The sequence below is a fragment of the Chryseobacterium sp. BIGb0232 genome, assembly GCF_024810195.1.
Lineage (GTDB): Bacteria > Bacteroidota > Bacteroidia > Flavobacteriales > Weeksellaceae > Chryseobacterium > Chryseobacterium pennae.
Genome location: NZ_JANUEH010000003.1, coordinates 236,717 through 248,723 on the forward strand (window position 1 = coordinate 236,717; position 12,007 = coordinate 248,723).

Sequence of the window (12,007 nt, forward strand, 5' to 3'; positions counted from 1 at the left end):
ACTTATGATGTCGATGAAAATAAAGTACCGTTCGGAATGTTGGACGGTCTATTAAAAGTTAAGCTGTCTGGCAGCTTTTCCAGCATAAATTTATTTAAAACTTTAATTATCCATTTTCACAACTTAAAAATGTCTTAAATTTTAAATAACTCAGCCATTAGTACTGTTAGAGTTAATAAATTTGTATCAGTATTTATACACTATAAATAACCAAGATGAGTAAAAATGTTGCAATCTTATACCAGGCACAGGATCCACCTGTGATAGATGGTATTAAAAAACCTATGAAACCAAGCGGATATGCTGACAGCGGAGCCGATATTGCATACTCTTTGCGTAACTCGGGCATTAATGTCATCACGTCTGTTGAGGATCCAAAGGTAGAAAATGATCTTGACTGGGTTTTCCCCGATACTAAAGAAGGTATTGAGAAAGCGATAGAAAAAGGAGCTAATATATTGTGGTTGAATACAGTCCTCTTTACACATCATCCAATCGAAAAGTTTATTTCTGAAGGTATTTCGGTTGTTGGACAAATACCTGCAGATGCAGAGAAATTTGATAACAAATGGCAAACCAATATCTTACTAAGAGAACATCAAATAGCAATTCCAAAATCTATACTGATTACGCAAGACAATTATAATGATTTTGCTTTAACCTTTCCTTTCCCTGTAGTTGCAAAACCTATCCGCGGAAGAGGAAGCCAGGGAGTTTCTCGCGTGAATGATGAACCTTCGTTAAGCTTAGTTATCAAAAATATGTTTGATTCTCATCAGTATGGTAATGCTTTATATTTAGAAGAGTTTCTTCAAGGTGAAGAAATCACTATTACAGTTATGCCACCAGGAGAATATTTAATCAATAATAAATCTATAAAAAAAGATAGGCACTGGTCTCTTCCGCCAGTGAAAAGATTCAATCACCAAAATGGGATTGCCCCATACAACGGAACTGTAGCGGTGATGAATAACAGCTCTGTTTTGACTGATATAGAAATAAATACGACAACGATTCAAAAAGCAATCTTAGAATGTGAAAAAGCGGCAGGTATCGTCTGTGCAAAAGCACCTATACGTATTGATTGTAGGGCAAATTCCAACGGGGACTTTCTTTTATTTGATTTAAATATGAAACCTAATATGACAGGTCCCTCTCGTCCCCAAAGGCAAGATCAGGATAGTTTGACAGCTATTGCTGCAAGAAAAATAGGTTGGACTTTCGATGATTTGATTTTAAATATGCTAAATCAAAAATGGAGTATTTCATAATTTAGAATCACCAAAAGTGTTTTTTATTATCTAAAAAAGTCTTTTTCATTTAATTATATGACAAAAATTTATGAAAAATTTTCTATATACTTTACTCTCTTTTTTTCTAACAAGCTGTGTTTCGCAAAAAAATGGCTTGATACTCATCATTATAATAATGAATTTCACATTTATAAAGGAATGGGACATTCTATTTCCGGAGTGGAAGTTTAAGAATTGGTATCTTTTAGTAAAAAAAAAAGATCAATAGTTAAGATTGTAAATTAAAGTATATCAAGATCAATAGTTTGAAATGCAAAAAAGTCGTCTGCCCTCAGGTAAGACGACTTTTTTTATTATTTGTTACCAAGGAATTTCGCCTGTTTCCGGATTTAATTCCTCGCTGATGAATTTACCTGTCACTCCCTCTCTATCTAATAAAGCGTACTTTACTATTCTTTGTCCTGCAATCACAACATCTCCGCCAAAAAAGTTAGTATGATCGGTTTTTGTAAGGCCCGGACAAATAGCATTTACTTTAAATGGTGTATCACGAAGTTCATATGCTAAATGTATAGTATACATATTCAAAGCCGATTTAGAAGAAGAATATGCACAAAAAGCTTTATAGCCGTAGTTTGGAGAATTAGGGTCGCTATGAAGAGCTAAAGAACCCATATTTGAACTTACATTTACGATACGTGGCTCCTGCGATTGTTTTAATATGTCAACGAATGCGGTTGTTACTCGCACTACTCCATACACATTGGTTTCGTAGATCTTTTTGAAATTCTCTACGCTTGCTGCTGTCGCATCTTCTGCAATACCATCAGCATTAATTCCCGCATTATTAATTAATATATCCAAAACATCGGTTTTCTTACCGATTTCAATTCGTGCATTTCTCACCGAATCTTCATCAGTAACGTCGAGCTGAATTGCCTCGGCGTTAACTAATCCTTCAGAAGCAAGCTTTTCAACAGCTTGTTTACCGTTTTCTAAACAGATGATCACCAGACCGCACCAAAACAATGGACACCCGCTCCTTCAGTTCGGATATCTAAATGACAAACTTTTCTTTTCTAATACAGAAACATCTCCTGAATTTTCGGGATACATGGAGGGAGCTGTGATTTCTGCAAAAAACACCATAAACAATTTGATAAAGTAGACTATTATGTATGATTAAGCGAAATACTTGCAATAAAATTAAAATGACAGTATCTAATATTACAAAAGAAAGCCTTTCGAGTGAAAGGCTTTCTTATGATACAATATATTATGGCTTCACAATAGCCCAGCCTTCATACTTCCTAAGAATAATTTCACCGTTTCCGGAGGGTGTATAATGTATAAAATCATACAATTCCTCTTTGGAAATATGTCTTTCTTGTAAGGTATTCTCACATTGTAAAAAGATGACACCTTTCTCTTTAAGGGACAACAACTGAGATGAGTAAGCGTTATTTTTTTTGAAAATTTCTACTCCGCCTCCAAAAGCCAGTAAGACGATTTTAAGTTTACCTTTCAGGCGTGGATCTTCAAGAACGTTTCCAATGTTTCTGATGACAGCATCCATTTTAGTCTTATCTGATTCGTTGATCACATACATTGCCTGATATGATTTTCGATTTGCTTTAGCGATTTGAAATTCTTCCATACTTGATTTTTGTGCATTGATATTAACCGCAACCAATGCTAAAATCAGCATTGCTATTTTGATACCTTGTTTCATATTACTTTCTTAAAAGTTCATCAATCTGTTGATAAAAAGACTCTTTACTGTAATCAGCCAATCCCTGATGATGAAGTTGGATTTGCCCGCTTTTATCCAATACTACTGTTGTTGGAAGTGATCCGCTAAAATATTGATTGGAAATATCACCTTCAGGAATAAGAAATGGAACAGTAAAACTTTTATCAGCGAGATAAACTTTACCCAATTCAGGATTATCATCCAGATTTACTGTTAGAAATATGATATCAGGATTTGTCTTATACTTTTCATAAAAAGCCTGAATAGATGGAAACTCTGCCCGACAAGGCGGACACCACGATGCCCAGAAGTTAATAAACACAACTTTACCCTTCAAATCTGAAGTATTAACAACTGTTCCATCTTCTTTTCTTACTGTTAAATTAATGTTTTCCTTCTCGCTAAAAGTTGAATTCTCTTCTTTAGTTTCAGAAAATTTCGAATTCAGCACTCCAGTAGAAGCTACCTGACACATTAGCCAGGCTTTTGCATCTTTATTGACAAGAAGTACAACAAATATCAAAACCAGTAAAGAAGTTAACCCGTTTTTTCTGATCCAATTTTTTAAATTTTCCATAAGTTCTACTTTTCTAATAATTGTTTTAAGGCTTCATAAATTTTAGGATCATTAAAATCCGTCATTCCCTGAATATTTCCCTCCAATTGACCTTTTTTATTATAAATCAAAGTTGTAGGCACTACATTTTTAAACAAGTCTGGCGAAATAGTTTTTCCAACAACATACACAGGAAGATCCAGTTTTCGTTGCACCATAAAGTTTTTGGCTTTTTCCAAATCGGCTTCGATATTCAGCATTACAAAAACGATGTCTTTATCTTTCAGTTTTTTCTTTAATTCATTGATTGATGCCATTTCTTCAACACATGGCCTGCACCATGTTGCCCAAAAGTTCACAAAAACCACTTTACCTTTCAGATCGCTTAACGCTATTTTTTCTCTTTTTTCATTAACAAAAATAAGATCATCACCTGTTATGGATGATACTGTTTCTGAACTTCCATCACTATTTTTCAATTCGTTTTCATTCGCAAAAACGAAATTCTGAAAGAATATAAAACCAAAGATTAAGATTGCATTTAATTTTATTGTCTGTTTCATTGTGAAATATTTTTATTAATTAATTTTTCCTTCTTTAATTTCTTCTGAAGGTTTTTTAAGTACTTTATCATTAACCGACAGATCACCGAAAACTTCTGTCATATTTTCGGACGTAATTCCTTCTTTTACTGGAATCTTTTTGATTTCATTATCATTTAATGACAAAACAAAAACACCCTGCTGTGACTGAATAATACTCTTTTCAGGTACAAAAAGTGTCTGGATATTTCTTTTAAGATTCAACTTTACCTGCGCATATTCTCCTCCTTTAAGCAGTGGATTATTTTCAACATCAAATTCTACCGTTAATGCTCTGTTCTCAGCGTCGATAAGGTGAGAATCACGAGAAAGATTTGCCGCAAAAGATTGCCCCGGAATCGAATTAACTGTAAAATTTATTTTTGTTGACTGACTGATTGAGGAAGCATACTTTTCCGGTACAGAGACGGTCAAACGAAGCTTTTCTTTTTGTGCAATTTTAAAAATAGGAATGCCTGTATTCGGTCCTGTTAAAGCTCCAGCTGAAAGATTTCTTTCCGTGATCACTCCATTAAATGGCGCTGTAATACGCAAGTATTCGTTCATTTGAGAACTCCTTCCCGCTCCTGCTTTAGACGATTCATAAGCTGATCTGGAACTTTCCATTAGGCTTTTAGCACGATCCAATTCAATATCAGCAACTGCCCCTTTGGTTTTTGCCGCATCCATTAATCTCTCATAAGCCTGTTTGTTATAAAGAAAGTCCGTGTACATCTTCTGTTGAGAAGATTTATCAGCAAGATAATCCTGATTCATTTCAGGAGCTTCAAGGATCGCTAATAACTGTCCTTTCTTTACCATTGATCCTCTATCCACATAGATTTTCTTTATAAAACCCTGAACTTTTGCAAATAGCTGAGCTGATTCATAAGGTTTCAGTTCGCCCGGAACAGAAATCGTAAAATCAGGATTCATTTCTTTGACATTTACAGTTTCATAGGAGACTTTTGGTTTATCTGATGACTTAGCCTGTTTTTCTATTTCCTGTTTTGAGCATCCGACAGATACTAAAAAAACAGAGGCAAAAAGACTTAATTTTATATACTTTAAATATTTGATTTCGTTTGTATTCATAATTATAATGAGGAGTTTGATTGTACATAATATTTGCTTTCCTTATCTTCCGGATCAAGTGAAGGACTGATAAGCGTTGTTTTTGACATTACGCCTGAGAAGAAGTGAGGAATAAACATCAAAATAGTAATGGTTGAAGCAATGATTCCCCCAATTACCGCTCTACCTAACGGTGCCACCTGTTCAGAACCTTCACCAAGACCAATTGCCATCGGAATCATTCCTGCCAGCATAGCCAATGCAGTCATCAGAACAGGTCTAAGTCTTGATGCTGCTGCCATTCGTGCAGAATGTACTGAGCTTAATTTGTAATGTTTTCTATAGAATTCAGCTTGATTGACCAGCAAAACGGCATTGGAAACCGACACTCCGATAGACATAATAATTCCCATATAAGACTGAAGATTTAAAGTACTTCCCGTTATAAATATCAAAATCATACTTCCCGCAAGTACAGAAGGAATCACAGACAAAATCACCAAAGGAACTTTAAACGACTGGTAAAATGCAGCCAGCATCAGATAAATAGCCAATACTGCTGCGACCAAACCAATACCTAAGCTTGATAATGTATCGTCAAGCAGCTGAAGATTTCCTTCTGTCCATACAGAAACACCTTTCTGCGGTTTCCCCGCTTTTTCAATAGCCAGTTTGACAGCCTTGGAAGCCGATCCCAGATCTTTTTTATAGGTGTTTCCCAAAATCGTAACATACCTCATCGGACCTTTTCTATTTACCTGCGCAGGGGCTGTAACTTTCTTGATGGTCGCAATATCCTCAAGCACTGGTCTTGGACTGTCTTTTTTTAGAGGCAGTGATTTAAGCATTTCTTCAGAATTCATAATCCCCTCTGGAATCTGAACCTGAGTCTGAAATACCAAACCTGACTTTGGATCAACCCACAGATTTTTATCGGTATATCTGGTCGATGACGTTGCTGTCACAAGACTTCTGGTAACATCCTGCATAGTGATTCCAAATTGAGCTGCTAAATTTCGATCTACATTGATTTGTAAGGTTGGATATTGAAGCGGTTCAGCAATTCTTACATCTCTCAAAAAAGGAACATCACTAAGATTTTGTTTTATTTTATTGGCATGCTGGACTGCGAGTTTTAGATTAGCCGCACCCACTTTTATTTCCAGTGGAGTCATGGAGCCCTGCCCTATGATTTTCTCCGTCAGTTCCATTGGTTCAAAATTAATTTTAGCTTCAGGATATTTTTTTGCAATATTTCTACGGATCTTTTCTTTGAGATCTTCCATAGAGCCATCATACAATTCCCTTTTAATAGCCACCTGTAAAACAGCCTGATGCGTTGCATTGGTAAACAAAAAGATAGGGTTAATGGGAGAACCTGCAGGTTGTAAACCGACATAAGCCGAACTGATATCGATGCCATCTTTAGGGACTATTTCTGTGATATCAGCTAATATATTTTTAATCAGATCTTCAGTTTTCTCAAGCCTGCTTCCTTCAGGAGCATCAATTCTGATTTGAAAATCTCCCGACTCAGAAACAGGCATTATATCCGTTCCTGTTGATTTCATTAATAAAAAAATTACCAATCCACTCACCAAAATATAGCCTGAGAACAGCATTAAACTTTTTGCAGACCATCTTCTCATTGAGTGAGTATAACCTGTTCTGAATTTGTAAAAAAAGCTTCTGTCCTTGCCAGCGTGCTTTTTTAAATGTGTATTTTTCATCATCCAATTAGCCAGGATAGGTACGAAGGTCTGTGAAGCCAAAAATGAAGCAATCATTGCAAAAGCAACTGCTAAGGAAAGAGGCAGAAACATATCTTTCGGAATTCCGGTCATTATAAATGCTGGGGTCAGCACCGCCAAAATACAAAGCAGAATCAATAACTTAGGAACGGATATTTCCAGAACAGCATCTAAAATAGCCTGTGGTTTAGTTTTCCGCATTTCCATATGCTGGTGAATATTTTCGATGGTAACTGTTGCTTCATCCACAAGAATCCCAATCGACAAGGCTAACCCACTTAATGTCATAATATTGATGGTATAGCCTGAAAAATAAAGTACACTTACAGCAGCCAGCACAGCAATCGGAATAGTAAATACAACAATTAAAGCACCTCTTAAATCACCAAGAAACAGAATAATGACCAATCCTGTGAACAATGCTCCTAAAACCCCTTCGTGAATTAGATTAGACAGAGACCTTTCGATATACTTTGACTGGTCAAATTCATATCTTACATTCACATCATCAGGAAGCTGATCTTTCAATTTAGGGAGTGCTTTTTTAAGATTTTCAACAGCTGATAAAGTCGATGCATCTGATTTTTTGATAATTGGCAGATATACAGAACGCTTTCCATTAATCAAAGCATAACCTACAGTCTGATCCGCTGCATCCTGCACATTGGCAACATCACCCACGTATAAAGTTCTTCCATTTTCAGTTTTAATAGGAATATTTAAAAACTCAGAAGGATCTTTTGCTATAGAATTGACTGGCGCCATATAATTAGTCTCTCCAATTCTTATATTTCCAGCTGGTGAAGGATGATTGTTTTTTGTGATTGCCATTGTAATTTCTTCAGGACTCAAACCGTTACTCTGCATTGTTTGAGGATCAATATTGATTACTATGGATCTGATATTTCCTCCAAAAGGTGCAGGAGCAGTGATCCCCGGAATTTCTACGAACATAGGCCTGATTTTAGTTAAGACCATTGTCTGCAGTTCTGTAACGGAATGATTATCACTTTCAAATACTAATTGTCCCACAGGAAGTGAATTTCCATCAAAACGCACGACCATTGGAGGTACTGCTCCCGGAGGCAGAAACCCCATCGCTCTGGAAACCTGCGTCGATACTTCTCCGGCAGCCTGTGCCATATCTGTTCCGGGGTAAAAAGTAAGTTTCATCAGGGTTAATCCCTGAACACTTTTGAAGTCTATATTTTTAACACCTCCAACGAATAAAAGAACTTTCTGAAATTCATTGGCCATAAAGCCATCCATATATTGGGGTGATAATCCTCCGTAAGGCATTGCAATATACATTGAAGGCAATTCGACCTCAGGGAAAATATCAACTTTTATTTTTTTTATTGCGCTGAAAGAAATAATTCCAATAGCCAGTACTAAAACCATTATCGCTATCGGCTTTCTTAAAGCAAACCGTATAAGATTCATATTTATTTTTTAGAGATTATTAAATAGATAATCGAAATCAGTAGTCATCTCGGCAAGGTTAATCACCTGCTTCCAATAGTCTTTAGCAGCATTGATCTGATTATTTTCTGCTGTTTCTACTATCTGCTGGATCTGAAAAAGTTCTGTTAAACCTATTAGTCCGCTTTTATATCTGGCAAAATACATTTCGTAAGCTGACTCAGCTTTTTTAACGGCTTCAGACTGTTTACCAAGCTCATCAAATTGTGCAGAAATAGTTTTCTCCAGAGCACTGGTTTCAACCTGAATAACCCTTTTAGATTGTTCTTCCATATAAGCGAACCGTTGAGATTCTTTTCTTAAAGCATCAGCTTTCTTATTATTGGTGTATACACTGGTCAAATTCCAAGTAACCCCTAAACCTACCAAAAAGTTATTGGCGGGATTTGAAAATCCGTCGATCCAATTGCCTGAGGAATATCCTTGATTATTGATACCTGATCCTCGATAGGCATAGCCTGCCAAAGCTTTAATGGATGGCAGTGAAGACCTTCTTTGACTCTCTGCCTTCTTCTCAAAATAGTCAGCTTCAAATTGAAGTGTTTCGATAAAGGGATGAGATAAATTTCCACCAAGTTTTATTTCAGATAAAAGAACAGGATCAAGGAAATGAGTCGCTGCTAATTGTGCTCCATCTATCTTCTCTGGATAAAACTCTTTTAGTTTTTCTACTGCAGATAGCATCAACCCACCAGTATTATCCCGCACCGCAGCAGCCTGAAGGTATGAAGAATACGTTAAAACACTGTCCGCTTCCGGTCTCAAACCTGAACGGGAAAGCGCACTGTTCAGTCTATGAATTTTCTGTATTCTGATTGTATTTTTATCTGCCCAATGAAATTTTGAAACGGCAAATACAGCATCCAGGTATTTTTCGAAAACAGTTTTTTTAAGACGAAGCAAGTAGGCACTTTGATTAGTCTTCGCCTTTGAAGTTAATAAAGAAGCTGCTTTTTCATCAGTTCTTTGTCTGCCGAAATTATAAATCTCATATTCAGTGACCATTGAAGCAAAAGTGTTTGCTGATAGTGCGGAACCATCAGAACCTACTCTGCTTCCGCTTACAGTAAAAAATCCCTGCTGCGGAAAGGAAGCTCCATTACTTCCTTCGAATGTTCCATACGTATTCTGAAATTGAGCTTTGATCTGCGGTAAAGCATTACTTTTTATGACAGTTTCATTAATTTCAGAAGACTCAACCGCAGATTTGGAAGCAAGAACTCCGGAATAGTTTTTCTCCGTTTCTGACCAGATATCACGGAGCAATGATACCTGCTGTCCATATAAATTTAGACAGCTCAGCATTAGCCATCCGTACAGGATGACTAAAAATGTTTTTCTTATCATTATATAGATTATTGACTACCAAAGACATTGGTAGTATTAATATTTCTTTTGTAAAATCATTAGATCACGTAACTCAATACGCGTGCTGCTGAATCAAATGATAAGTTTTCGGTATTGTAGGAAAATAGGTAGTCTTCCCCGTATTTTAGAAGTATTGTAAAAAGGATGTTCTGAGACTTTTACTAATAAAAAAGCACCACATAGAACAATAAAAGTAAAGGCTATCAGCTCTTGTGCATCGGATAAAGAAAAATCCTTTATGCTATAGTCTTTAACTAAAACCTCTTTCTCTTTGCAAAATTTACATTTTAAAGATGAAGAAAGTGAGTAGAATTTACCTTTGGAAGCTGAATTTATATGAGAGTGAGTCGGTGTATCGAAATTTAAAAATTGTTTGATACTATTCTTAATCGCACAGGAAGAAATAATAATACAGAATGCAAAAAAAACTGCAAGCAGGTTTTTCGTGAATTGATCTGTATTAAACTTCTTAAGACTCATCGAACAAAAGTATAATTTTTAAATAACAATATCAAAGATGTTAACAGAATTTATAAATCTATTCCTATAGAAAGTTTTTTCTTGGTTAAAAAGTTACTACAGAAGGTTAATATCTTAAATAATACTATATATAAAAGCTCTGCTTTGGAATGAGTAAAATCTACACTTATATCACTGTATATCATATCCCAGTTCACGCTTCGCCTCTGTAAGTACAAAAACACTTTGAATGGTTCCAACGAAAGGAAGATTTGAAAGTTTATTCGAAATGACAGCCGTATATTCTTCCATATCTTTCACGCAGACTTTCAACAGAATATCAAAAGCTCCAGTCATATGGTAACATTCCATCACTTCAGAAATTTTTGAAGCTTCATTCATGAATGAAAGCAGAGCTTTCTGCTGATGTTCTTTCAACTGAATCTGTGCAAAAACAGTCAACTGTTTATTAATCAGTTTTGCATCAATAATCGCAGTGTATTTTTTATTATTGATAGAACATATGAATGATTATTCAGGTAATTTAGGGGGAGTTATCCTTTGATTTTTAGTATTGAGTGTTCCCAGAAATGCTTCCAGCTGAGCCACTTCTTCATTGGTAAGATTCAATGGTTTCAGCATTGGGGATTTCTGAGAATTTAATGGCACATTTTCATGTATTGTGGAACGCTTTTTAGGAGGCTCCGGGTTTCCCTTATTATAGAAATGAATCACATCGGCCATTGTCATAAAAGCACCGTTGTGCATCCATGGACCTGTTCTGGTAACTTCTCTTAATGACTGCACTCTGAATTTTCCGGCATCTGTAACATCCTTTGTTATCAAATATCTTCCAAGATCTTCCTGCTTGGAACCCAGGAGTGATGTTCCAATATTTTCAAATCGATTATTTGAAAAATATCCAGAATTATGACAGTTTATACATTGAGCTTTGGTTCTGAAAAGATGTAAACCCATTACTTCATTATCTGTAAAAACATCTGATTTTCCCTCAATAAACTGATCAAATTTACTTGAGGGACTTTTAACCGTTCTCTCAAATGTTGCTATTGCTTTTGCTATTTTATCCTTTGTCACTGCTTTATCACCAAAAGCTTTTTCGAAAAGGCTGGCATATCCTTTGATATTGGCAATCTTTTCTGTAGCAAGATCAATATGTTCATTCATTTCTTTCTTATCCTGAATCGGCATATGTGACTGTTCCTCTAAAGACCCTGCACGCCCATCCCAAAATAAAGTTTTAGCATAGGCAATATTTAAGATACTCATGGCATTTCTTGAACCCAGCTGGCGATCATGACCAAAAGAAAAAGTACGGTTATCCGACCAACCCAATTCAGGATCATGGCACGATGCACAGGCAATCTGGTTAGATCCTGAAAGACGGGGATCATAGAACAGTGTTTTTCCTAAAAGTACTTTTTCTGTAGAATAAGGGTTATCTTCCGGGAACTGTACTTCGGGTAAATGGCCTATTTCCATAAAATAAGGAACTGCTTCAGGACTCAATTGCGGTTTGGGCCATCTCGAAATATCCCCTGATGAGTATAGCTTTCTGAGTTTCGCCATCAGAGAAGTCTTATCATTGATTTCCTTATTAACTCCCGTACTCAGACAGTTATTGAACAAAAAAACGGTCACAAAAAAAACAAAAATCCAACTTATTACATTCTTCATTACTTCTTACTGTTATGATATACAATCATTAT

General features: G+C 35.9%; 11 protein-coding genes. 1 reads left to right on the forward strand and 10 read right to left on the reverse strand.

Features of this window, described 5'->3' with window-relative positions; genetic code table 11:
* The first annotated feature begins 215 nt into the window (after positions 1–215).
* Entirely contained in the window at positions 216–1,271 is a 1,056-nt protein-coding gene (locus M2372_RS10690; protein WP_123319271.1) for an ATP-grasp domain-containing protein, read from the forward strand.
* 342 nt (positions 1,272–1,613) lie between these two features.
* Here M2372_RS10690 and M2372_RS10695 read toward each other — a convergent pair whose 3' ends face one another.
* The 10 genes from M2372_RS10695 to M2372_RS10740 all read right to left on the reverse strand — a co-directional run bounded on the left by M2372_RS10695 (position 1,614) and on the right by M2372_RS10740 (position 11,975).
* Positions 1,614–2,264: an SDR family NAD(P)-dependent oxidoreductase gene (locus tag M2372_RS10695; RefSeq protein WP_228455695.1), complete on the reverse strand. Its 651-nt coding sequence runs from the start codon at positions 2,262–2,264 to the stop codon at positions 1,614–1,616.
* 265 nt (positions 2,265–2,529) lie between these two features.
* Positions 2,530–2,985 carry a DsrE family protein gene (locus tag M2372_RS10700; RefSeq protein WP_123319273.1) on the reverse strand — a complete coding sequence of 152 codons (456 nt, stop codon included), beginning with the start codon at positions 2,983–2,985 and terminating at the stop codon, positions 2,530–2,532.
* Between the two features lies 1 nt (position 2,986).
* Positions 2,987–3,583, reverse strand: a complete 597-nt coding sequence (locus M2372_RS10705) for a TlpA disulfide reductase family protein (RefSeq protein WP_123319274.1) — start codon at positions 3,581–3,583, stop codon at positions 2,987–2,989.
* 5 nt (positions 3,584–3,588) lie between these two features.
* Positions 3,589–4,125, reverse strand: a complete 537-nt coding sequence (locus tag M2372_RS10710) for a TlpA disulfide reductase family protein (protein ID WP_123319275.1) — start codon at positions 4,123–4,125, stop codon at positions 3,589–3,591.
* A gap of 15 nt (positions 4,126–4,140) precedes the next feature.
* Complete coding sequence (locus M2372_RS10715; RefSeq protein ID WP_123319276.1) at positions 4,141–5,238, reverse strand: efflux RND transporter periplasmic adaptor subunit; 1,098 nt, start codon at positions 5,236–5,238, stop codon at positions 4,141–4,143.
* A 2-nt stretch (positions 5,239–5,240) separates the two neighbouring features.
* A complete protein-coding gene (locus M2372_RS10720; RefSeq protein WP_123319277.1) occupies positions 5,241–8,411 on the reverse strand; it encodes an efflux RND transporter permease subunit in 3,171 nt (1,056 codons plus the stop codon).
* A 9-nt stretch (positions 8,412–8,420) separates the two neighbouring features.
* Positions 8,421–9,797: a TolC family protein gene (locus M2372_RS10725; protein WP_123319278.1), complete on the reverse strand. Its 1,377-nt coding sequence runs from the start codon at positions 9,795–9,797 to the stop codon at positions 8,421–8,423.
* A gap of 93 nt (positions 9,798–9,890) precedes the next feature.
* Positions 9,891–10,298, reverse strand: coding sequence for a hypothetical protein (locus tag M2372_RS10730; RefSeq protein WP_123319279.1), 408 nt, complete (start codon positions 10,296–10,298; stop codon positions 9,891–9,893).
* Between the two features lie 171 nt (positions 10,299–10,469).
* Positions 10,470–10,739 (reverse strand): Lrp/AsnC family transcriptional regulator, encoded by a 270-nt coding sequence (locus M2372_RS10735; RefSeq protein WP_123319280.1) that lies wholly within the window; start codon positions 10,737–10,739, stop codon positions 10,470–10,472.
* A 69-nt stretch (positions 10,740–10,808) separates the two neighbouring features.
* Positions 10,809–11,975 (reverse strand): cytochrome-c peroxidase, encoded by a 1,167-nt coding sequence (locus M2372_RS10740; RefSeq protein ID WP_123319281.1) that lies wholly within the window; start codon positions 11,973–11,975, stop codon positions 10,809–10,811.
* Between the last annotated feature and the right edge of the window lie 32 nt (positions 11,976–12,007).